The following is a 22,421-nucleotide window of genomic DNA, read 5'->3' on the forward strand; positions in this document are numbered from 1 at the left end:
AGGGCCGGATCGTATCCGGAGGCAAATGAATTTCTTTTAAAGATGCATGAAGCGCAATGGGGCCATTCAATTCCAGTCGCCGATCGCCGCCTGAATGACCGCGAGCGCGGCGACGGCGGCGGTATCTGCCCTCAGGATACGCGGCCCGAGCGGAATGGGGGTAACGAAGGCAAGGCCGTGCAGAAGCTCCCTTTCTTCCTCGGAAAACCCGCCTTCCGGGCCGACCAGCAGGGCAAGTTTGCGCTCCGTGACGGCTTGCAGGATCGGCAGCGGATTTTGCCCCGCATCGCCTTCGTCGCAATAGATGATGCGCCGGTCGTGGGGCCAGGTCTCGAGCATATCCCTCAGTTTCACCGGCTCGACCACCTCGGGCAGAGACAGTATGCCGCACTGCTCGGCGGCTTCGATGGCGTTGGCGCGCAGTTTTTCGGTATTGTGGATCTTGCCCTGAACATGCTGCGTCATCACCGGCTGCAACAGGCCGGCGCCCATCTCCACCGCTTTCTGCACCAGATAATCCATGCGCCCGACTTTCAGCGGCGCGAAAAGATAATGCAGGTCCGGGGCGTTCGGTTGGGGCCGTGTCTGCTCGAGGGGGACGAGCACGATCTTCTTGCGGCTCGGAAAGGCAAGTTTCGCTTTCCATTCGCCGTCGCGACCGTTGAACAGCAGGATTTCCGCACCGTCGGTCATGCGCAGCACATTGGCGAGATAATTGAACTGCTCGGCTGTTGCCTCCTGCGCGACGCCTTCGGCAAGGCTGGCTTCGATATACAGGCGTTGCATCCGGAAATTGGCGCGCATGGGATTCTGTTTCAGGTTCAGAGAAAGAGAGAGGACATGAGCCAGTAGAGCAGCGCCGAAAGCGCTGCACTGGAAGGAACGGTGACCAGCCAGGCGGCGATGATCGTCATGAAGTGGGAGCGGCGGACGAGATAACGGCGGCGTATCTCGGAAGGATTTTCGGCATATCTTTCGGACCGGCGGAGCCTGCCGTCACCAGCCTGAACGAGCTCCTGCCGCCGCCGCGACGATTGCGTGTACCATTCGCGGAAGAAACCGACGCCGAACACCGCGCCGATTGCCGTGTGGGTGGTGCTGACCGGCAGGCCGAAGCGTGAGGCAACGAGCACGGTGAGCGCCGTGGCCACGGAAACGCAGAAGGCGCGCATCGGATTGAGCTTGGTGATCTGCTCACCGACGAGGCGGATAAGGCGCGGGCCATAAAGAAGAATACCGCAGGAAAGCCCGAAGGCGCCGACCAGCATCACCCACATCGGTGCGCGGGCGGACGTGCTCACCGCCTCGTCATGCAGGGCCCGCACGATGGCCACGACTGGCCCGATGGCGTTCGAAACGTCATTCGCCCCATGGGCGAAGGACATCAGGCCGGCGGCGAGAACCAGCGGCCACTGGAACAGGATACGAAGCGACTGGTTGCGGTTTTCCAATCCTTCCGATTGTTTGCGGATGATCGGCACGCAGAGCCGCCAGACCACGAGCCCGGTCAACAGCCCTGTGAGGCTGGCATGGCCAAGCGACACATGCATGAGCTGCCGCAATCCGACCCAGATGAGGTAGGCCGTGAAGACGCCCGCCATCAAACCGATGAGAACCGGAACCCACAGCCGGGCGGAGGTGAGCTTGTCCTCGCGGTAAATGATGAATTCCTTGATGAAAGCAAGGATGGCAACGGCGATGATGGCGCTGATGAAGGGCGCCAGTACCCATGCGAAGGCAATGCTGCCGAGCGAAAGCCAGTCGACCGCCTTCGCCCCATAGGCGGCCATTCCCGCACCCGCAACCCCGCCCACCACCGTATGGGTGGTGGAAATCGGCGCCTTGGTCCATGTCGAGATATTGACGAGAAGGCCGGCCGCGAGAAGCGCCGACAGCATTGCCCATGAAAAGGCGGTCCTGTCGGGAATGGTCCCGATGTTGATGATGCCGCTGGAAATGGTCTCGACCACGTTGCCGCCGGTGATCAGCGCGCCGGCAATCTCGCAGATGGCGGCGACGATGAGGGCGGCGGCAAGCGGCATGGCTTTGGCCCCAACCGCCGGGCCGACATTGTTCGTGACGTCGTTCGCGCCGATATTGATCGCCATATAGGCGCCGATGGCGACGGCGGCGATGATGATGACCGAACCCGCGGTGCCGGTGACGAAGACGCCGGCGAAGATGGCCGCCAGAACAACGAACATGAACCCCGCGCCAAGGCCGGCAAGCTGCTGCGTGACATGCAGCGTCGCCTCTTCGACACGGGTAATCTTGTCGAGATCCTTGTCGAGCGTCGGTTTCATATTCGATGGCGGCTTGATTGCCATTCAGACCTCGTTTGCCAGCATTCCCTTTCGTCCGGCAGTGTCGCAGGTTGAAGGCAATTTTACAGAAAGACTGTTACATCTCGCACATCTTTCCAAAAGGAAAGACGATAAAAGCCATGTTGGAAAAACAAACTGCACATTGCCACGTTCGGGGCGGGCGCGCTATTTCGAATGCGTCATCCGTTTGTCGAAAGCGAGCATCAGCGCTTTCAATTCCGGCTCGTTGACGCGTTTTCCCGCCTCCTGGGGGCTGACCCATTCCAGACGTCTGGATTGTTTTTCGGGAAAACTTTCCTGCATCTCCGAAACTTCGAGCAGATGCACCTGAACCCTGCACGGCACGTTGACGCCGCTGTTCAGCTTTTTCTCGTATTCGTAATAACCGAAGGGCGCCTTTTCCACCGTGCCTCTGACACCGGCTTCCTCATAGGCTTCCTGCTCGGCCACCGCATGGGCCTTCTTGTTGGCCATGGGCCAGCCCTTGGGAATGACCCAGCGTCCCGTATCCCGGCTGGTCAGCAGCAATACTTCCGGCTCCGGATTCTTCTTGGACAATCGATAGCACAGCGCCGCATATTGCTGTCGCGGCGGTCTGCGCAACATCAAGCCAACATCTGTCGCCAATCGATTCAAAATCTTCAATCCGAATAGGTCCTTCTTTGCCCGCTAATGATAATTGCTAATATAGATATCCCGTAAATTCCGCCAATCCCTCATGACCCATAACCCACTACTGTCTTCATGCAGATGAAGCCTGTAAGCCCGGAAAATGCGGAAGATGTGCGAACAGGGCTTCGACCGGGCGGCTTCCCGGGCAAACAGCCGATTGCGGCAATACCGTCTCTGTCTGCTTTCACGTCCTGAAACGCAAAACCGTTATGAATAATCGCCGGTATTGCGTTTGTCGGGATTTAATCCCCAATGCCGGAGGCCTTCGATAACGCCGTCGGCTTCCGTCGCACGCGCCTGGAAAAAACGATTGTCGAGACCCGCCAGCGAGACGAGCTCCGGCAATGCATTGCCCACGATCACGCCGCGAATATCATTCAATTCGAACATCGCCCGATCGTTGCCAGTATCGCCCGCGACCGCTGATTCGTCGAGGCCGATGCGCAATTGTCCACATAACCATGCAAGCGCCGCACCCTTGTCAGCGGCCTTCGGCAATATGTCGAGATCGCGGTCGCTGGAATAGACGATGCGGGCATCGATATCGGCGGCCACAAGTGCTGCTTCGATCTCGCCAAGTGCCGCATCATCAGCGCCATGCAGGAACCAGCTGGATTTCAGGCCGTGCTGATAGCGCTCCTCCTGCATCGTCACGCCCGGCACGCCGGCCATCACGTCACCGATCCTCTGCGGATCGAAACCGGTGCCGAGAGAGGTTTTATAGGCGCTTTCGAGTTCGCTGCGCTCTTTCGCGTGAAGCATGGTGCCGACCCCGCCGATGATGTAGTCGGGCTGCGGCAGCGGCACCTCTTCGATGAGCGCAAGCTGGTCGTCGATCAGCCTGCCGCTGTTGAAAACCAGAAGGGGACGTTGACCCTCCGGCAACGAATGCCAGAAATCGCGGAACCGGCGCGTGGCGTTGTTATCGCCGACGACGGTTCCGTCGAGATCGGTGGAAAAAAGGCGAAGCGGTTTCAATCGCCGTCGTTCCATGGTTCGGCCCAATCGGCTTCTTCCAGAACCGGCATCATGGTCCTGCCTTCCACAAGGGCGAGAAGCTGCTGGGCAATGCCGGTCCATGTGAACAGGCTGCGCGCCTTGTGCGCCCCCATGCGGGAAAGCCGCCCGTAAAGTCGCTCATGCTTGAACGGCTTCATCATGGTGATGCCGAGGTCTTCCTTGTCGAAAGGATCGGCAAACAGCGCATGGCGGCCGTAGCTGATGGCCCGGAACAACCCGCCATGGGTGGTGACGACGGTGGGCGTACCGCTCGCCATCGCCTCGATCGCTGTCATGCCGAATGGTTCATAGCGGCTTGAGAGCACGAAGAGATCGGCGGCGCGATAAATATCCGGCAGGTCCTCATCCGTGACGTAACCGGAAAAGGCCACCTTGTCTTCGAGACCGAGCGCTTTCACCCGCTCCTTCAGCTGGTTGAGGATCGTGGTTTCCTGCTCGTCCATATTCTCGCCGCCGACCGCCAGATGCAGTCGGGCTTCCGGTTCGCGCTCGGCAAGAACGGAGAAGCCGTCGATCAGCAGGTCATAACCCTTGTTGGTGGCAAGGCGTCCGAGCGCCAGCACCGTCTTGCCCTCGAAACCGAAACGCTGCCGGATCATCTGCCGCGTCGCATCGGAAACCGGGAAGAAACGGTTGTCGTCATAACCCGGCGGGATCATGTGGATGTGCTTGCGCTTCAGACCGTAATCCTCGATCAGAACGTCGAGCTGCACCGGCGTCGTGGCGATCACCATATCGCAACTGCGGTAGATGATCAGCTCGTGCTGGATACGTTCCCTGAAGTTGAATTCCAGTTCGAACGTATCGGCCTTTTCCGGATAGTCGGTCTCCATCTGGCGCTTTTTCCAGATGCCGAGCGAATGCGGTGTGTGCAGATGCGGGATTTTCAGCGCTTCGGAAAGCCGCTGCCCGGCGACACCCGCATCCCAATAATGGCTGTTGATGAAAGAATAATTCAGGTCGTTTTTCTTGATGAAACGCAGCGCGTTTTCGCACCATTCCATCAGGTGCCGGTGCAGATATTCCTTGGGAATGAAATCGCGCCCGCCGCAGGGAATGCGCACCACGCGGACGCGCTCGTCAACCTCATCGAATTCCGGCTGGTCTTCGAAGCGGCGGGTATAAAGATCGACAGTATAACCGAGCTGGCCGAGTTTGCGTGCAAGCTCAAGCACATAAACCACCTGTCCACCGGTGTCCGCAGCACCCAGCGGCGGGTGCGCGGCGACATAGCCATGCGTCGATATGAGAGCTATCCGCGGATAGCGTTCAGTTTCGCTCGTGGTCGTCATGGGTCCCATCTTGGTAAATTTTTCCAATTAACCCGATAAAAAGACCAAAGAGCACAAAAGGTTCCATCAAAACCTGAAAAAACAGGGTGCCGCATTTCGCCGGATGGCGTTTTCAGGGGCTGCGCTGCTGCTGCCTCAGGCGCGAAATCCGGTCCCATTCCCGCGCCTGGTGGGCCTTGGATGTCGTCTCCACGATGAAGTCGATATGGGCCTCCGCCGCCGCCCTTGCCGCGGCCGGATCGCTGGCGGCAATCGCATCGTGGATGGCGATATGTTGCCTCAGCACCTCGTCATGGGCGCCCGCAACGGTGAAGATGAGGTGGCGATTGTAAAAGATATCGTCACTCAGAAGCCGATAGCAGGAGCGTAACGTGTGCATCAGCACGATATTATGCGCCGCCTCGCCAATGGCGTTGTGAAATTCCACATCGCCCGCAAGCTCCTCTTCGAAATGGCCCGCCTCATGCGCTTCTCGCATTCTGTCCACGATGGCGGCGAGGTTGCGCCTGTCCGGTTCCGTCGCCCGCTGTGCAGCAAGTTCGGCGGTCATGCCTTCGATATAGCGGCGATATTCGAGGAAATCCCGCGTCGCCCGGCTGTGGCGGGTAATCAGCGCGCTCAAGGGGTCGGAAAAAACCGGGCCGACAATATCGGCGACATAGGTGCCGCCGCCATGCCGGCTGGTAAGAAGGCCACGGGTCTCAAGTTCCTTCAGCGCTTCCCGCAGGATAGGCCGCGAGACATCGAGGCGTTGCGCCAGTTCGCGCTCGCCGGGCAGCCTGTCGCCATCCCGCAATATGCCGTCGAGGATCAGTTCCTCGAAACGTAAGATCACCTCCTGCGATGTGCGGCTGTGCTCGATGCGCGCAAAAAGCGTTTCGTCCATCGCAGAAGTCTCCGGCGAAATCCCGCCCCGTATTTCGATGGTGGGCAAATTATCAGCGAAGCATCGCACTGGTCAAATATTCTATCCAGTTCCACGCCTCATCCGTGCCATGCCTGCGGCAACACGGCATCTGCCTTTTCGAATTGGCTTTTGTTAAAGCAGCAGCAGGACAGGGTGACGATGGCGGATTTTTCCGCCAGGTGGATCAAAACAATGACAGCGGCTTCGATTGCGGTGTTTTCATCGTGATCGATGTTTTAGAGTTTTTTCGCTTTTCTTCGAATCGCGAAAAAACTCTAACTCTTTATTTTAGCGCATTTCCGGACGGAAAACCGGGGTCCACTTTTCCTGGAAATGCTCTAATGAAACCGGCGCAACAGGCGGGGACGATATTGCAATGGCCAAGGGTAGATTTGCTTTCGCAAGCGCGCCGGAAAGATCGCTGGCGCTCGGGGAAGTTCATGCGCGGCCGACGGTGCTTCTCGCACCCTCGCGCATCATCGTCCAGCTCGCCTTCATGATGGATGGCGGTTCGGCCGTGCATCACTCGGTCATCGCGGAAATGTCGCGCAGCCGCGGCGTTGCGCCGCCGGAGCGCGATGCCCGCCACCATGCCATGCCCTGGGGGCAGGGGACCTTGCGCTGGGAGCGGCATACCGAATTTTCGACCTGGTTCTGGGATGGCCCCGCGCCGGAAAAATTCGGCGGCGAGATTGCCGGCGATCCCTTCGGCGACGGCTTTTCGCCGCCCGGCTCGCTGATCTCGGGCGTGCGGCTGGAAATCCGCCCGGAAAATGGCGTGGCGTCTCAGGCGGAGACGATCTTCGAACCGACCAGCCTCTGTCACAGCGACGTGCGCGACGGTCAGGCGGCGATCCTCACCGATTTCCGGCAGGATCGCGACGGGCTGACGCAGATATTGGTGATCGACCGGGGCTTGAGCGATTACAGCCGCGGCGCGCTGGTGCAGCGGCTTCTCGATATCGAAACCTATCGCACCCTTGCCATGCTCGGCCTGCCGATGGCGCAGACGCTATCGCCGGAAATCCGCCGTATCGAAGATGGCCTGACCGGCATCACCCAGCGCATGAAAAACGGCGCGCGCGACGAGGCCGATGCGCTGCTGGCGGAAATGACCCGGCTTGCGGCCGAACTGGAAGCCAATGCCGCGCTCAGCCTCTATCGTTTCGGCGCCAGCCGCGCTTATGACGGCATCGTGCGCGAACGTATCCGGGCGCTTGCGGAAACCCCGGTGCAGGGCCACGAAACCATGGGCAGCTTTCTGGAACGGCGCATGGCGCCGGCCATGCGCACCTGTCAGTCGGTGGAGGAGCGACAGGCCAACCTGTCGCGCAAGCTCTATCGCGCCACGGCGCTCGTCCGAAGCTGGATCGATGTGGAGCTGGAGCGGCAGAATACAGTGTTGCTCAACACCATGAACAAGCGCGCCGCCATGCAGCTTCGCCTGCAGCAGACGGTCGAAGGCCTGTCGGTCGCCGCCATTTCCTATTATGTCGTCGGTCTGATCGGTTATCTCACCAAGGCGATCAGCCATGATGTGCTGCCGCTCGACCCTGCCGTCGTCACGGGCATCTCCGTTCCTTTCGCGGTTCTCGGCGTCTGGTGGGTGGTGCGCCGCATCCGCCGCTCCCATGCCGAGGGCGGGCACTGAGGGTCAAGTTTCCCTCATCCCTATGACAAGCACAGGGATGAGGATAGGTGGTGCCGACGCGACGCCTGCCTCAACCCTGCTCCCAATAGGGTGAAGGCCCATAGAGCCCGGCCAGATAATCGATGAACAGCCGCACTTTCGCAGGCAGGAACTGCCGGCTCGGATAAACCGCCGAGAGCGTGACGTTTCGCGATCCCTCATAACCCGGCAGAACCTGCACCAGCTTGCCGCTGCGCAATTCATGGCCGATATCCCAGGTGGAGCGCAGCGCAATGCCGAGCCCCGATATCACCGCCTCGCGGATCACCTCGCTGGAATTGGTGATAAGCATCCCTTCCGGGCGAATGCTCATCGCGCCGCCCGGTCCCTCCAGCCGCCAGACATCGTTATTATGGGCCGGCAGGCAGCGGTGCTTTTTCAGATCCTCGATTGTCGCGGGCATACCATGGGCCGCAACGTACTCCGCCGAAGCGCAAAGCACGCGGCGCACTGGCGCCAGCCTGCGGGCCACAAGGCTGGAGGAATTGAGATCGGCGATACGGATGGCCAGATCGTAACCACCCTCGATGATGTCGATGAATTCGTCGCTCAGCACCAGATTGACCGAAAGATCAGGATGCCGCTCCATGAAACCCTTCAGATGCGGCGCGATATGCATGCGCCCGAAGGAGGTCGGCGCGGAAACCTTAAGCGTGCCGTTGACCGTATTGGCGCGGCCGGACACGAAATCCTCGGCCTCCTCCAGCCCTTCCAGCACGGCAAGCACCCGCTCGTAAAAGCCCTGTCCCGCTTCGGTCAGCGAGATTTGCCGTGTGGTGCGCTGGAAAAGCCGCGCGCCGAGCTTTTCTTCCAGCCGCTTGATGCGCTTGGAAATGACGGCGGGCGAATAACCAAGCTCCCTTGCGGCCAGCGACATGCTGCCGGAGGCGGCAACGCTTGCGAAGACTTCCAGATCGCCCAGATTCGTCATAGTTGCCCTCGATTGTTTCCGGAATGGAAAAAATCCATAACATTTGATTGCGTCGTTTCAAAGTGGTAAAGAAAGAATACCAGTTGGTGAGATGGCATGGAGGAGGGGCGGTGACGCAGCCGATCAAGTTTCTGGAGCCGCGCGCGAAAGTCGTCGCAGGCCGCGACCGCATCATAGCGGACCTCAAGGATATTCTGCCGGCGGACTGTCTTGTGCACGAACCGCGCGAACTCGTGCCTTTCGAAACCGATGCCTTCGTTTCCTATCGCCGCCTGCCGCTGGCCGTGGCGTTGCCGAAAACGACGGAAGAAGTGGCGGCGGTCATGAAATATTGTCACCGTTACGGCATTCCGGTCGTGCCGCGCGGCGCCGGCACCTCGCTCTCCGGCGGTGCGATCCCGCAAGAGGATGCGGTGGTGATCGGCCTTTCCAAGATGGCCTCGATCCTCGAACTGGATTTTTACAATCGCACCGCACGGGTGCAGGCGGGCGTCACCAATCTTTCCATTTCCGATGCGGCCGGCGCGGAAGGTTTCTTTTATGCACCGGACCCCAGCTCGCAGCTTGCCTGCACCATCGGCGGCAATATCGGCATGAATTCCGGCGGCGCGCATTGCCTGAAATACGGCGTCACCACCAATAATCTGCTCGGTGTGAAAATGGTGCTGGTGGATGGCACAGTGCTGGAACTGGGTGGCAAGCACCTCGATGCTGCCGGCTACGATCTGCTCGCCCTCGTCTGCGGTTCGGAAGGCCAGCTCGGTATCGTGACGGAAGCGACGGTGCGGCTGATCGCCAGGCCGGAAGGTGCGCGACCGGTGCTGTTCGGCTTCGAGACGTCGGAGGAGGCCGGCTCCTGCGTGGCCGATATTATCGGCGCGGGCATCATCCCGGTCGCCATCGAATTCATGGACAAGCCGGCCATCGAAATTTGCGAGGCCTTCGCCAAGGCGGGCTATCCGCTGGATGTCGGCGCGCTGCTGATTGTCGAGGTCGAAGGCTCCGGGGCGGAAATGGACGCCATGCTGGCCGACATCGTGGCGATTGCCCGAAAACATGGCGTGAAGACGGTGAAGGAATGCCAGTCGGCCATGGAGGCGGCGGCGATCTGGAAAGGCCGCAAATCCGCCTTCGGCGCAACCGGCCGCATCGCGGATTACATCTGCATGGATGGCACCGTGCCGCTCTCCCAGCTTTCCTATGTGTTGAAAAAGACGAGCGAAATCACCGACCGCCTCGGCCTGCGCGTCGCCAATGTCTTCCATGCCGGCGATGGCAATATGCACCCGCTTATCCTGTTCAACGCCAACGATCCGGAGGATGCGGCCCGCGCGGAAGAGGCAGGCAATGAAATATTGAAGCTCTGCGTCGATGCCGGCGGCTGTTTGACCGGCGAACACGGTGTGGGCATCGAAAAACGAGATTTGATGCGCCACCAATATGGTGAGGCCGATCTTGCCCAGCAGATGGCGGTGCGTGCGGCTTTCGATGAGGGCTGGCTGATGAACCCTTCCAAGGTGTTTCCGCTGGAGGGGAGGGGATGATGGGTGTGGATTTTGTGATCTCTGTGGGTGTGGCTTACCCCCCTCTGCCCTGCCGGGCATCTCCCCCACAAGGGGGGAGATCGACTCGCCGCGACATCCCGCTAAATTCTCGAACGACGCGATTGAAACAATGCGCCAGCCTCTTGCCGATCTCCCCCCTTGTGGGGGAGATGCCCGGCAGGGCAGAGGGGGGTATCCCTCGCGCAAACGTCGCTGTCCCATGCCCGGAGCTCGCCGCCCCATGCTGACCCCCTACGCAGAAACCCAGGTCGCCGACATCATCCGCGACCACGCCACCCGAAAAGCCGCGCTGAAAATCATCGGCGGCAACACCCGCTCCGGTTTCGGCAATGCTATCACGGCAGATGAAGCACTCTCTTCCCGCGCCATGAACGGCATCGTCTCCTACCTGCCCGCCGAAATGGTCATGACCGTCAAGGCCGGAACCCCGCTCGCCACCGTCGAAGCGGCTCTCGCTGAAAATCGCCAGATGATGGCCTTCGAGCCTATGGATCACCGCCCGATCATGGTCACCGAAGGTGAGCCGACCATTGGCGGCGTCTTCGCCGCCAATATTTCCGGCCCCCGCCGTTATGTGGCGGGCGCCGCCCGCGACAGCCTGCTGGGTATCCGTTTCGTCAATGGCAGCGGTGAGGTCATCAAGGCCGGCGGCCGGGTGATGAAGAATGTCACCGGGCTCGATCTGTCGAAGTTCCTGGCCGGGTCTTTCGGCACGCTCGGTTTCCTCACCGAAGTCACCTTCCGCGTGCTGCCGAAACCGCCGGCGGAAAAAACCGTGGTCGTTTCCGGTCTCGACGATGAAGCGGCGACGCGCATCATGGCGGCGGCGATGGCGATGAGCGTCGAGGTTTCCGGCGCGGCGCATCTGCCGGAAAGCGTTCGTTCCCGTTTCATCGATGGCGGATTGCCGGACGGACCGGCGACCATCCTGCGGCTGGAAGGGCTCTCCGCCTCGGTGGAGGCGCGCACGGCCAAACTCCTTTCCGTCATGGACCGGGTCGGGCCGTGGGCGCTGCTGGAGGGTGAGGAGAGCAGGCTTTTGTGGCGGCAGGTGCGCGATGTCGCGCCCTATGCCGGACAGGCAGCGAAGCCCTTGTGGAAAGTCTCGGTCGCGCCTTCGGTTGGTCATCAGCTTGTCGCGGCGCTGCGCATGGAAGCGGGCATCGACGCCTTTTACGACTGGCAGGGCGGCCTTGTCTGGATGCAGATGGAGGCGGACCCCGAGGCGGATTTGCTGCGCGGCGCGATCCGGGCGCTCGGCGGCGGCCACGCAACTTTGGTGAGGGCGAGCGATGCGGTGCGCGCCACGGTCGCTGCCTTCGAACCGCGCCCGGCGGCGGAAGCGCTGCTTTCTGCGCGTATCAGGGAGAAGCTCGATCCGGCGGGCATCTTCAATCCCGGCAAGATGGCCGTAACGATGGAAGGGGCCGTCTGAACCATGCAAACATCCTTCACGCCCGAACAACTGGCCGATCCGCATGTGGCGGAATCCGAAAAAATCCTGCGCAAATGTGTGCATTGCGGCTTCTGCACCGCCACCTGTCCCACCTATGTCACGCTCGGCAACGAGCTGGATAGCCCGCGCGGCCGCATCTACCTCATCAAGGATATGCTGGAAAACAGCCGCCCGGCAGACCGCGAGGTCGTCACCCATATCGACCGCTGCCTCTCCTGCCTTGCCTGCACCACCACCTGTCCCTCCGGCGTGGATTACATGCATCTGGTCGATCATGCCCGCGCCCATATCGAACAGACATACAAGCGGCCCCTTATGGATAGGCTGATCCGCAATCTTCTGGTTGCCGTCCTGCCCCATCCCGCCCGTTTCCGGCTGGCGCTGCATCTGGCCCGGCTGGCACGGCCTTTCTCGGGTCTGCTTGCCAAAGTTCCGGCGCTGAAGCCGCTGCAATCCATGCTCGCTCTCGCCCCCGCCGCCGTGCCCGCGGCCTCCGCGTCAGCCCGTCCGGGAGAGCGGCCGGCCGAAGGCGAGAAGCGTGGAAGGGTTGCGATCCTCACCGGCTGCGCCCAGCCGGTGCTCGATCCCGGTATCAACGAGGCGACGTTGCGCCTGCTGGCGCGACTCGGCATCGAGGTCGTCGTGCCGAAGGGGGAGGGCTGTTGCGGTTCGCTGGTGCATCATATGGGGCGCGAGGAAGAGGCGCTCGCCTCGGCAAGGCGCAATGTCGATGTCTGGACGCGCGAGATGGAGAGTGGCGGTCTCGACGCCATCATCATCACCGCTTCCGGCTGCGGTACCACCATCAAGGATTACGGCCACATGCTGCGGCTCGATCCGGCCTATGCCGAAAAAGCCGCGCGGGTCTCGGCGCTCGCAAAGGACATCACCGAATATCTCGCCACCCTCGATCTGCCGCAAGGGCAGAGCCAGGGTCTCACGGTCGCCTATCATTCTGCCTGCTCCATGCAGCATGGCCAGAAGATCACGCTTGCGCCGAAACAACTCCTGAAGGCGGCGGGTTTTACTGTGCGCGATCCGGCGGAAGGGCATCTCTGTTGCGGTTCGGCCGGAACCTACAACATCCTGCAGCCGGAGATTTCCGCCAAACTCAAGGCGCGCAAGGTGAAGAATATCGAGGCCACCCGGGCGGATGTCATCGCCACCGGCAATATCGGCTGCATCACGCAGATCGGAACCGGCACGGATATGCCGATCCTGCACACGGTGGAGCTGCTGGACTGGGCCTATGGCGGGCCGAAACCGGCGAGGCTCTCGGTTTAGAAACGTCCCGTGGTACTTTCGACTGCGCAACACCCGAGGCAGCTTTCGCGCACGCACTTTCGGCATCCAGCCGGCGCGCGTCGGCGCGACGAGAAGAGTCTTTCCAGCCCAATGACTTGGGCTGACTGGATTCCGGCTCATGGCCGGAATGACGAAGAAAGAGAGCGTCGTCCACGCGGCACGCTCTGGGCCATATCTTTTAGAACTTATACGCCACGCCGAAATTCACCGCATTGGTAATGATATCGGTCTTCAACGAGCCGCCATTGTCGATATCGACGTCGACGAAGGAGTAGGTGCCCTTATATTCCACGAAAGTCGACCAGTTGTCGGTGATGCGGTAGCTGAGGCCGGCCTGCGCCTGCAGGGTTGCGCCGCCGAACTGGTATTCGAAGGTCTTGCCTGACGGGCGATATACTTCCACATGCGGCACGTTGATGCCGACGCCGGCGCCCACGTAAGGGGCGATCGGCAGCGATTCCAGCGGAAAACGGTAGAGCGCGTTGAGCGTCAGCAGGTTCAGGCCGTCGGTGAATTCGAAATGCGACCAGCCGGAACGGGCAAGCGTCTGGTCGTCGGCATAGACCTTGTCATGGGTAAAATCGAGCGAGATGCCGAAATTCCGCAGCTGGCCCTCATCGAACCAGTAGGTGCCGCGCACGCCCCAATAGGGCGGATTGGAAAACGACTTGCCTTCCCATCCGGCCCGGAAATCCGGCCCGTCGGAAACCTTCACATCGCTGTGCGGCGCGCTTTGCCAGCCGCCATAACCGGAAATTTCAAATTCGCCCGCGATTGCGGCAGAGAAGGAAACGCCGCTGAACAGCAGGGCGCAAACAAATAAACTATGGCGCGGCATGAAGTGAATCCAGATTGATATCAGTAATTCACCAAACCGTTTTTTGATAACATTTGAATGACAGAAACGAAAAACGGGCGGTCAGTTGACCACCCGTTTTAAGGCCGTTCCATCATCCCCCTGAGAGAGGTCCGGCTCCTGGCGTCCCCCGCCAAGTTTCATTCCAATGAAGTGAGCCGGATTGTACCGCCGCAAGGCGGCAATTCAAGCGGATACGCCGCCACACCGGCCCTGAAGCGGCCGGAAAGGCTGCACCGTTGCCGTCATATCACAATGACCTTGGTTCCGACGTTGACGCGCTCGTAAAGATCGGTGACATCCTCGTTGCGCATGCGGATGCAGCCGGAGGAATTGTTGCTGCCGATCGTCCACGGCTGGTTGGTGCCGTGGATGCGATAAAGCGTCGAGCCGAGATACATGGCGCGCGCGCCCATCGGGTTCGCCGGGCCGCCTTCCATGAAGGCCGGCAGGTAGTGTCCCTTCCTCGCCTCGCGGCTGATCATTTCCTTCGGCGGGGTCCAGCTCGGCCATTCCGCCTTGCGGGTTACCTTGTGGGTGCCGGCCCATTCGAAACCGGGCTTGCCGACGCCGACGCCGTACCGCCGGGCCTTGCCATCCGCGAGAACGAGATAGAGGAAGCGGTTCGGCGTATCGATGACGATGGTGCCGGGTTTTTCATTGGTCGGGTAGGTGACGATCTGCGGCAGGAATTGCGGCGCGATCTGGGTGCGCACCGGCGCGTTGGGGCGGACGGCGGCATTCTGCACCCGCGCCGGGCGCTGCGATGTGACGCCGGAGCTGGGGCGCTGCGGCATGGCGGCCTGGCGCTGCTGGAAGAACGGCTGGCGTGCGGCAGGCGCACGCGGATAAACCACGGGGCGGACATTGCCGCGACCGCCGAGCTGGGTGACCCAGGGGGCCGAAAGATCCGGGCTGACGACGACGGGCGGGCGCTCGCGATAACGCTCATTGGCCATGGCGGCCGGGGCGGCAAAGGTGGAAACGAGGCTCAGCGCCAGAAAAACGGACTTCATCGTCATCGGGTGGACTCTCTCTGCGGGATGTCGCAACTATGGATTTGCGGGACTGTTTGCCCGCTTTGCCGGACACGTTCGCACCTCGACGCCAGCGAATCGTAAATGGCTGTTCATTAAAAAGCGCTTGATTAGGGAAAGCTGGATTTAAGGTTAGCACCCGGTTTTGAAACGTGGTGAATGAGTGGTAAGTGCGCGGTCTGAACCGGTCACGGGCGGGAGCGGAAAAGGGTGGTTGCGGAATGAATGAAGCGGGACTTGAAACGGGCGCGGATGGCCTTGTGCGGTGTTTCTGGCAGCAGGGGCTTGCGGATTACAGCCGTTATCACGACGAGGAATGGGGTTATCCCGTCACCGACGATCGCCGCCTTTTCGAGAAGATCTGTCTGGAAGGTTTCCAGTCCGGCCTTTCCTGGCTGACGGTTCTGCGCAAGCGGGAGGCGTTCCGTCTCGCCTTCGCCAATTTCGAATTCGAAAAAGTGGCGGAATTCGGTGAGGCCGATATCGAGCGTTGCCTTGCCGACAAGGGCATCATCCGCCATCGCGGCAAGATCGTCTCGACCATCAACAATGCCCGCCGCGCCATGGAGTTGCGCGATGAATTCGGATCGCTCGCCCGTTATTTCTGGGGTTTCGAACCGGCCGCCGCAGAAAGGCCGCAAAGGCTGGACTATGCGACGTTAAGGGCCAACCCCACCAGCGACGCCTCCATTCGCCTCTCGAAGGACCTGAAGAAGCGGGGCTGGAGTTTCGTCGGCCCGACGACCGTCTATGCATTCATGCAGGCCATGGGTATGGTCAACGACCATATCGAAGGCTGTCATTGCCGCCAGCCGATAGAGGCCATGCGGCGGGAGTTTGTACGTCCATGAAGATAACCTCCCTTCTTCTGGCTCTTACCATGGCCGTGGCCGCCGTGCCGCATGCCTCCTTCGCGGAAGGCCGCAATGTCGACGGTATCTGGCTCGATGACGGCGAAAGGCTGAAGCAGGTGGCGCTGCCGCCGGCCGGGCCGCTGAAGCTTGACGGCTGGACGCGGCGCGGGCGCGGCGATGTCTATCGCCTGAAGGTGAAGGCTGGGCAGACGGTGAAGATCGAGCTTGCCGCCTCCAGCGAATTCGTGCTGATGGCGGTCTTCGATTTTTCGACGCCGGATGAGGACGCGATCTTCTTCAGCGATTCCGAAGGCAAGGTCGCAACGCTGACGCCGAAGGCGGATACGGAATGGCTGATCCGCCCGACGCTCATCCTGGGATCGCCACGCCGCGGTCTCGGCGCGCATTACACGCTGACGGTCAGCACCGGGAAATAACAGCCCGCCCTTTGTTTAAGCCGCCTGGGTCAGCACGATCAGGCCGAAACTCAAGACACCAAGCAGCACGAGCGACAGGCTGGCGGCGACGATGACCTTGCCGCCGGCATGGCGAAGGCTGCGAATATCGACCGAAAGGCCCAGCGCCGCCATCGACATGATGGTGAGGATGTTGGAGAGTGAGGCGACAGGGCCGATCAGAGCCTCGGGAATGAGGCCGAAGGACCGGGCCATGATCATCAGCACGAAGGCGATGATGAACCACGGAACCATCTGCTGCAATCTCAGGCGTTCCGTGCCGGACTGGCCATGGATGACGGAGAGGGCGGCGATGACCGGCCCCAGCATCAGCACGCGGATGAGCTTGACGATGGTTCCGGTCTGCACGGCGATTGCGCCGAGCGGGGCTGTGGCGGCCAGAACCTGCGGCACGGCATAGACCGTCAGGCCGGCGAAAATGCCATATTGGGTGGCATCGAGACCCAGAAGCTGCGGCAGGAATGGCATCAGCAGCACGGCGACGACGCCGAGAACCGCGGTGAAGGCAATCGAGGCGGCGACATCTTCCGGCTTCGCGCCGATGGCCGGTGCGGCGGCGGCGATGGCGGAATTGCCGCAGATGGAATTGCCGCAGGCGATCAGCGTCGCAAGCTTGGGTGGCAGGCCAAGCATCCGCCCGGCGGCATAGCTGACGATCAGCGACAGGGCGACGATCAGCGCAATGCCGCCGATCAGCAAACCGCCGGCACCTTTGAGGATGGAAAGGCTCAAGGACGCGCCGAGAAGCGCCACCGCGATTTCGAGCAGCGTCTTGGCGCTGAATTTGATGCCGGCCGAAGCGACCGCGGGCAGCGACACCAGCGAACGCAGCAGCGTGCCGATCAGAATGGCGAGCACCAGATCGCCGAGCCATGCATGGCCGGCAAGCCGCACCTGAAAGCGCTCCGCCAGAATGGCGGCGCAGCTGACCGCCGCGCAGATGAGAATGCCCGGCAGAAGCGGGGTGAGCCAGCGAAGCGAGAACTGAAAGGGATGAGCGAGGGTGCGATGTTGTGCCATGGCCAGACAATGCCGCAGCGGCCTGTTTTATTCTATCAAATAATATGGCATATATTATTCGATAAAATCGAATGAAAAGCCATGACCTTCGAACAGCTCCGCATTTTCATCGCCGTTGCCGAACGGGAGCACCTCACAAGGGCCGCCGAAGCCATCGGTTTGACCGCCTCCGCCGTCAGCTCCGCCATCAAGAATCTCGAGGCCTTTTACAATGTCGAGCTTTTTCACCGGGTCGGCCGCAACATCGAACTGACCGAAAGCGGCCGGGTGTTTCTGGGTGAAGCGAAGGCGACATTGGCGCGTGTGCGCAATGCGGAATTGATTCTCTCCGAAATGGGTGGGCTGACGCGCGGCGAAATCACCGTCTGCGCCAGCCAGACCATTGCAAGCTACTGGCTGCCGCCGATCCTGATGCAGTTCAAAAAACTTTATCCGGGCGTGACCGTGCGGCTCGATATCGGCAATACCAAGACGGTTACACAGGCCGTGCTTGACGGTCTGGCCGAGGTCGGTTTCATCGAAGGCAGGATTGATGAGCCGGCATTGATGGTGCAGCCCGTCGTGTCCGACAAGCTGCTGGTCGTCACCGGTTCGGCCCATCCTTTCGCGGATGGCCGTTATCTCACCGCGCTCGATATGCTCTACGGCACCTCATGGGTCCTGCGCGAACAGGGCTCCGGCACTCGCTCCGCCTTCGAGGCGGCGGTGCGGCAGATGGGGGTGGACCCCGGCGAGCTTTCGGTCATGCTCGAACTGCCGTCCAACGAGGCGGTGGTGATGGCGGCGCGCTCCGGCGGCGCGGCCACGGCAGTTTCCGCCTCCGTCGCCTCGCTGTTTCTGCGGCAGGGGCTGCTTGTCCGCGCCGGTATCGATCTGCCTGCCCGAAACTTCGCTTTGCTGCGTCACAAGGAACGTCATACCAGCCGGGCGGCCATGGAGCTGGAGCGCCTCAGCCGTGCGGCCTCGGAGGACTACAAGGCCGGTCTCGCGGGGTTGTAGCAGAGTGGCGAGTGGCACGGGTGGCATGGGAAGGCCGACGCTTGTTTCTTCTCCCCGCGGGGGAGAAGTCCGCGGTAGCGGGATGAGGGGGCGACGGTAGAGATAGACCGAGAGCTAACCCCCTCATCCGACCCTTCGGGCCACCTTCTCCCCGGCGGGGAGAAGAAAAGGGGAGCGCCGCAACCGGCGTTCCCCATTCGTCAGCATCAATTACTTGCCCTTGGACTTCAGCCAGGCCTTCATCATGGCGATCTCGCCTTCCTGTGCCTTGATGACCTCTTCGGCCAGCTTGCGGATTTCCGGGTCCTTGCCGTATTCGAGCTGGACCCTGGCCATATCGATTGCGCCCTGATGGTGTGGGATCATGCCGCGCACGAAATCGACATCGGCATCGCCGCTATAATCGATGGCCATATCGCCATGCATCTTCTTGCTGGCTTCCATGAAGGCCTTGGTGGACGCGCTGTCGCTCATGGTGCCTTTTGACATGTCGTGTCCGGCATGGCCGCCCGCTTCCTGTGCGAAAAGCGGCATGGCGAAGACGGTTGTGAAAGCGGCGGCGAGCGTGATGGTCTTGATAGACATGGATTATCCTTCCTGTGTCTGACGGATTTTTCGAAGATGGGTCTGAAAAAATCTGGGGTCAGGCGCGGGGAGGCGGTAGCGGCGGCGCGAAAGCCTTGCCGTCAAAGACGATGCCGCGCTGCGGCTTCGGATAGGCGAATGTCATCCGGCCGCTATCGGCGAAGATCGTTTGCGGAACCACGATCAGGCAGGCGGCGCAGGAACCGGGATGTGCGGCATCGCCACCATGCGGGCAGCAACCGCCCGCTCCCGCTCCATGAGCCCCATTCTCCGCATGCGCCTGAGATCCTTCGCTCCGATCAGCGGCTCGATGCGAATGGGCATCGTAATGTTTCATCGGCACCTGTGAGGATGCGGCCATGCCCGTAGCCATCGGCATGCTCATCGCCATCTGCGCTGGCATTGCGCCGTATAGCAGGCAGGCAAGGAACATCAATGTGCGGACCACCTGGGACATGGCGTGAATTTACCGCTGGAATTATGGAATAAGCATGGCCATCAGGTCAGTTCACGTGCAATGACGTGATGCACGATGCGGTAATCCCTGCTCTCCTCGCCAAACGGGGCAAGCGGCCATTCCCATGCGGCGGCGGGGGCAGGAAGCTCGATGCCATGCAGCAGGTCTTCATGCTGGTGGAGCTTACCGTCTTTGCCGATGATGTCGAAGGAGGTGTCCGTTATCAGGCAGGCTTTGCAGGGCAGGCCAACCAGCGCTTCTAGATGGGTGTGAATGAGCTTCGGCAGAAGATCGTCCGGGGCATTTGCGATCTTTTCCCGCTCCAGCCGGTGGCGTGCGCCGGTGCCGATCTGTGACAGGAGATTGGCCGATACCACGAGATCGAGATAGGGCACCCGCCGCAGGAAATCGAGCGGTTCGGCCGGCCGACCGGCGAGAACATCGTCAAAGCCGGAAAGATCGCGGTTGGCGATGCGGACATTCTTTTTGGCATTGAGGCGCAGCTTCGCCTGCACGCTGGCAAGATGCACCAGATCGACCAGCACGACCGTATCGAACATCGCCACCAGCGCATCATAAGGCACATCGCGCAACAGGCCAGACCCCAGCACCACTGCCGTTCGCCGCTGCTTCAGCTTTCGGGCCGATTGCAGCACGAATTGCCGGCTGTTGTTTTCATGCTCCGCCCAGGCTTTGGCACAACGGTTGGCGCGCGCCCACAGGTTGACGGAATAGCGGATATGCGGCCGGAATTCTTTCGGCGTGACCGCGCGTGTGGCGGCATATTGCAGGGCTTCGAGGATCATGAATGCCTAACGGTAGATTTAACGGCGATGGCCGATTTCGACCACCGGCACGACGAGCTTGTGATCCTGTATATCGCAGATGATGCGGTAATCGCCCACCCGGTAGCGCCAGAAATTTCCGAGCTCGGAGCCTTCCAGGGCGGCGCCGGTCTGGCGTGGATCATCCAGTGCCGCCAATCGTTCGTGCAGAAAACTCCGGATTCGCTGGCGCGTTTCCGGATTTATCTTGCGCATCTCTTTCTGGACAAGCGTGTGATACTCAATTGTCCAGATCACGCCAGAACTCCTCGGCGCTTACAACCTTCGATTCTCCACGCTGAATGCGCCGCGTCGCTTCCTCGGCGAGATGGAGATCTTCCATATCCTCGATATGTTTCTCGATCGCCTCGCGGATGTAATAGGCGGATGTGCGGCCGGTGCGCTCGGACAGCGCCTTCAGCCGCTCATAGGTCTCATCAGGCAAGCGGATGGCCGTCTGTTTGCTCATGGGTCGCGTCCTTCCCGATCCGAATTGGGATACATGTATCCCATATAGCCCGCTTGGCTGCGTGAGCCAGTAAAACCGGAGCCTTTGCGGCTTGCCGCACCGGGCTTCATCCTCTAATACACCGGCTTGATTTCAGGAAAATATCGGATCGGCCCCATGAGCGAAAAAGCAAAAAAGCCTCAGAAACTGAAAGCCCGCCTGCCGCGCGGCTTCGTGGATCGCTCGGTTGCCGATATTCATGCCACCAATGAGATGATCGAAAAGATCCGCAGGGTCTATGAGCTTTACGGCTTCGATCCGGTGGAAACCCCGCTGTTCGAATATACCGATGCGCTCGGCAAATTCCTGCCCGATAGCGACCGCCCGAACGAAGGCGTGTTTTCGCTGCAGGATGACGACGACCAATGGATGAGCCTGCGCTACGATCTGACCGCGCCGCTCGCCCGTCACGTCGCGGAAAATTTCAACGAAATCCAGCTGCCATACCGCACCTATCGCGCCGGTTATGTCTTCCGCAATGAAAAGCCCGGCCCCGGCCGCTTCCGGCAGTTCATGCAGTTCGATGCCGATACGGTGGGCGCCGCCGGCGTGCAGGCCGATGCGGAAATGTGCATGATGATGGCCGATACGCTGGAAGCGCTCGGAATTCAGCGCGGCGACTATGTCATTCGCGTTAACAACCGCAAGGTGCTCGACGGCGTCATGGAAGCCATCGGCCTCGGCGGCGAGGACAATGCCGGTCGTCGCCTCAACGTGCTGCGCGCCATCGACAAGCTCGATAAGTTCGGTCCCGAAGGTGTGAAGCTGCTGCTCGGCCCCGGCCGCAAGGATGAATCCGGCGACTTCACCAAGGGCGCTGGTCTTGGCGAGGAGCAGATCGAAAAGGTGCTGTTTTTCGTCAGCATCAAGGATTATGCGGCAAGCGCCGATGATCTGGCCAAACTGGTCGCGGGCACCTCGAAAGGCGAGGAAGGCGTTGAGGAGCTGAACGTCATCGGCGCTCTGGTTACCAGTGCCGGTTACGATGCGACGCGCATCAAGATCGACCCCTCGGTCGTTCGCGGCCTCGAATATTATACCGGCCCCGTCTATGAAGCCGAGCTGACATTCGACGTCACCAATGAAAAGGGCGAAAAGGTCGTGTTCGGCTCCGTCGGCGGCGGCGGGCGTTATGACGGCCTCGTTTCGCGCTTCATGGGCCAGCCGGTTCCGGCCACGGGCTTCTCCATCGGCGTTTCGCGCCTGATGACGGCGCTGAAGAACCTTGGCAAGCTCGGTCAGGTCAAGCCGCTTGCCCCCGTTCTCATCACCGTCATGGATGGCGATGTGGAGAGCATGGGTCGTTACCAGCGCTTCACGCAGGCGCTGCGCGCCGAGGGCATCCGCGCGGAAATGTACCAGGGTAACTGGAAGAAATTCGGCAACCAGCTGAAATATGCCGACCGCCTCGGTTCCCCCATCGCCATCATTCAGGGTGGTGATGAGCGCGCCGAAGGTGTGGTGCAGATCAAGGATCTGATCGAAGGCAAGCGCCTGTCCGGCGAGATCGAGGACAATGCCAGCTGGCGCGAGGCGCGCGTGGCGCAGGTCAGCGTACCGGAGGCCGATCTGGTGGCGAAGGTCGGCGAGATTCTGGAGCATCAGGCAGAGGACGTTCGCCGCGCCGCCGAAGGGCGCTGAAG

General features: G+C 60.9%; 23 protein-coding genes. 8 read left to right on the forward strand and 15 right to left on the reverse strand.

Annotated features, from left to right (window positions below):
* Positions 1-66: 66 nt before the first annotated feature.
* From I3J13_RS16420 to I3J13_RS16445, 6 genes are all read right to left on the reverse strand, one after another.
* Positions 67-804, reverse strand: a complete 738-nt coding sequence (locus I3J13_RS16420) for a 16S rRNA (uracil(1498)-N(3))-methyltransferase (protein ID WP_196379473.1) — start codon at positions 802-804, stop codon at positions 67-69.
* 17 nt (positions 805-821) lie between these two features.
* On the reverse strand, positions 822-2,327 hold the full coding sequence (locus tag I3J13_RS16425) for an inorganic phosphate transporter (RefSeq protein WP_196379474.1): 1,506 nt from the start codon (positions 2,325-2,327) through the stop codon (positions 822-824).
* A gap of 162 nt (positions 2,328-2,489) precedes the next feature.
* On the reverse strand, positions 2,490-2,930 hold the full coding sequence (locus I3J13_RS16430; protein WP_059760707.1) for an NUDIX hydrolase: 441 nt from the start codon (positions 2,928-2,930) through the stop codon (positions 2,490-2,492).
* A 273-nt stretch (positions 2,931-3,203) separates the two neighbouring features.
* Positions 3,204-3,974, reverse strand: coding sequence for an HAD family hydrolase (locus tag I3J13_RS16435; RefSeq protein WP_196379475.1), 771 nt, complete (start codon positions 3,972-3,974; stop codon positions 3,204-3,206).
* On the reverse strand, positions 3,971-5,317 hold the full coding sequence (locus I3J13_RS16440) for a glycosyltransferase family 4 protein (protein WP_162144093.1): 1,347 nt from the start codon (positions 5,315-5,317) through the stop codon (positions 3,971-3,973). Before I3J13_RS16440 ends, I3J13_RS16435 begins: the two co-directional genes overlap by 4 nt.
* Before the next feature lie 103 nt (positions 5,318-5,420).
* On the reverse strand, positions 5,421-6,194 hold the full coding sequence (locus tag I3J13_RS16445) for a FadR/GntR family transcriptional regulator (RefSeq protein WP_196379476.1): 774 nt from the start codon (positions 6,192-6,194) through the stop codon (positions 5,421-5,423).
* Between the two features lie 397 nt (positions 6,195-6,591).
* On the opposite strand from I3J13_RS16445, the gene I3J13_RS16450 reads away from it, so the two are divergent.
* Positions 6,592-7,866, forward strand: coding sequence for a DUF3422 family protein (locus I3J13_RS16450; protein WP_020812658.1), 1,275 nt, complete (start codon positions 6,592-6,594; stop codon positions 7,864-7,866).
* Positions 7,867-7,936: 70 nt separating this feature from the next.
* Here the strand turns inward: I3J13_RS16450 and I3J13_RS16455 are convergent, their stop codons facing one another.
* The gene (locus tag I3J13_RS16455; RefSeq protein WP_020812657.1) at positions 7,937-8,836 is read right to left on the reverse strand and encodes a LysR family transcriptional regulator; all 900 of its coding nucleotides are present in this window, start codon (positions 8,834-8,836) and stop codon (positions 7,937-7,939) included.
* Positions 8,837-8,946: 110 nt separating this feature from the next.
* Between I3J13_RS16455 and I3J13_RS16460 the strand changes: the two genes are divergently transcribed.
* From I3J13_RS16460 to glcF, 3 genes are all read left to right on the forward strand, one after another.
* Positions 8,947-10,380 carry an FAD-linked oxidase C-terminal domain-containing protein gene (locus I3J13_RS16460; RefSeq protein ID WP_196379477.1) on the forward strand — a complete coding sequence of 478 codons (1,434 nt, stop codon included), beginning with the start codon at positions 8,947-8,949 and terminating at the stop codon, positions 10,378-10,380.
* Positions 10,381-10,621: 241 nt separating this feature from the next.
* A complete protein-coding gene (locus I3J13_RS16465; protein WP_196379478.1) occupies positions 10,622-11,836 on the forward strand; it encodes an FAD-binding protein in 1,215 nt (404 codons plus the stop codon).
* Between the two features lie 3 nt (positions 11,837-11,839).
* On the forward strand, positions 11,840-13,141 hold the full coding sequence (gene glcF / locus I3J13_RS16470; protein WP_196379479.1) for a glycolate oxidase subunit GlcF: 1,302 nt from the start codon (positions 11,840-11,842) through the stop codon (positions 13,139-13,141).
* A 199-nt stretch (positions 13,142-13,340) separates the two neighbouring features.
* On the opposite strand, the gene I3J13_RS16475 is transcribed toward glcF, so the two are convergent.
* Together I3J13_RS16475 and I3J13_RS16480 are read right to left on the reverse strand one after the other, a co-directional pair.
* Positions 13,341-14,000: an outer membrane beta-barrel protein gene (locus I3J13_RS16475; protein WP_196379480.1), complete on the reverse strand. Its 660-nt coding sequence runs from the start codon at positions 13,998-14,000 to the stop codon at positions 13,341-13,343.
* Between the two features lie 263 nt (positions 14,001-14,263).
* Positions 14,264-15,040 (reverse strand): L,D-transpeptidase, encoded by a 777-nt coding sequence (locus I3J13_RS16480; RefSeq protein ID WP_127756312.1) that lies wholly within the window; start codon positions 15,038-15,040, stop codon positions 14,264-14,266.
* A 236-nt stretch (positions 15,041-15,276) separates the two neighbouring features.
* Here I3J13_RS16480 and I3J13_RS16485 point away from each other — a divergent pair, with 236 nt between their 5' ends.
* Entirely contained in the window at positions 15,277-15,906 is a 630-nt protein-coding gene (locus tag I3J13_RS16485; protein ID WP_003524902.1) for a DNA-3-methyladenine glycosylase I, read from the forward strand.
* Positions 15,903-16,346, forward strand: coding sequence for a hypothetical protein (locus tag I3J13_RS16490; protein WP_078051211.1), 444 nt, complete (start codon positions 15,903-15,905; stop codon positions 16,344-16,346). Before I3J13_RS16485 ends, I3J13_RS16490 begins: the two co-directional genes overlap by 4 nt.
* 15 nt (positions 16,347-16,361) lie before the next feature.
* Here the strand turns inward: I3J13_RS16490 and I3J13_RS16495 are convergent, their stop codons facing one another.
* Positions 16,362-17,405, reverse strand: a complete 1,044-nt coding sequence (locus tag I3J13_RS16495; RefSeq protein ID WP_196379481.1) for a YeiH family protein — start codon at positions 17,403-17,405, stop codon at positions 16,362-16,364.
* 81 nt (positions 17,406-17,486) lie between these two features.
* Between I3J13_RS16495 and I3J13_RS16500 the strand changes: the two genes are divergently transcribed.
* Positions 17,487-18,404, forward strand: coding sequence for a LysR substrate-binding domain-containing protein (locus I3J13_RS16500; RefSeq protein ID WP_020812649.1), 918 nt, complete (start codon positions 17,487-17,489; stop codon positions 18,402-18,404).
* A 210-nt stretch (positions 18,405-18,614) separates the two neighbouring features.
* Here I3J13_RS16500 and copM read toward each other — a convergent pair whose 3' ends face one another.
* From copM to relB, 5 genes are read right to left on the reverse strand one after another with little or no spacing between them, the layout of a single operon-like run.
* A complete protein-coding gene (gene copM / locus I3J13_RS16505; protein WP_196379482.1) occupies positions 18,615-18,989 on the reverse strand; it encodes a CopM family metallochaperone in 375 nt (124 codons plus the stop codon).
* A gap of 58 nt (positions 18,990-19,047) precedes the next feature.
* The gene (locus tag I3J13_RS16510) at positions 19,048-19,446 is read right to left on the reverse strand and encodes a hypothetical protein (RefSeq protein ID WP_236000975.1); all 399 of its coding nucleotides are present in this window, start codon (positions 19,444-19,446) and stop codon (positions 19,048-19,050) included.
* Positions 19,447-19,487: 41 nt separating this feature from the next.
* Positions 19,488-20,252, reverse strand: coding sequence for a hypothetical protein (locus I3J13_RS16515; protein ID WP_196379483.1), 765 nt, complete (start codon positions 20,250-20,252; stop codon positions 19,488-19,490).
* Between the two features lie 18 nt (positions 20,253-20,270).
* A complete protein-coding gene (locus I3J13_RS16520) occupies positions 20,271-20,528 on the reverse strand; it encodes a type II toxin-antitoxin system RelE/ParE family toxin (RefSeq protein ID WP_196379484.1) in 258 nt (85 codons plus the stop codon).
* Complete coding sequence (gene relB / locus I3J13_RS16525; protein ID WP_059760738.1) at positions 20,512-20,739, reverse strand: type II toxin-antitoxin system RelB family antitoxin; 228 nt, start codon at positions 20,737-20,739, stop codon at positions 20,512-20,514. Before relB ends, I3J13_RS16520 begins: the two co-directional genes overlap by 17 nt.
* 156 nt (positions 20,740-20,895) lie before the next feature.
* Between relB and hisS the strand changes: the two genes are divergently transcribed.
* The gene (hisS, locus tag I3J13_RS16530) at positions 20,896-22,419 is read left to right on the forward strand and encodes a histidine--tRNA ligase (RefSeq protein WP_196379485.1); all 1,524 of its coding nucleotides are present in this window, start codon (positions 20,896-20,898) and stop codon (positions 22,417-22,419) included.
* The last annotated feature ends 2 nt before the right edge of the window (positions 22,420-22,421 follow it).

This window comes from Agrobacterium leguminum (assembly GCF_015704895.1).
GTDB classification, from domain to species: domain Bacteria; phylum Pseudomonadota; class Alphaproteobacteria; order Rhizobiales; family Rhizobiaceae; genus Agrobacterium; species Agrobacterium leguminum.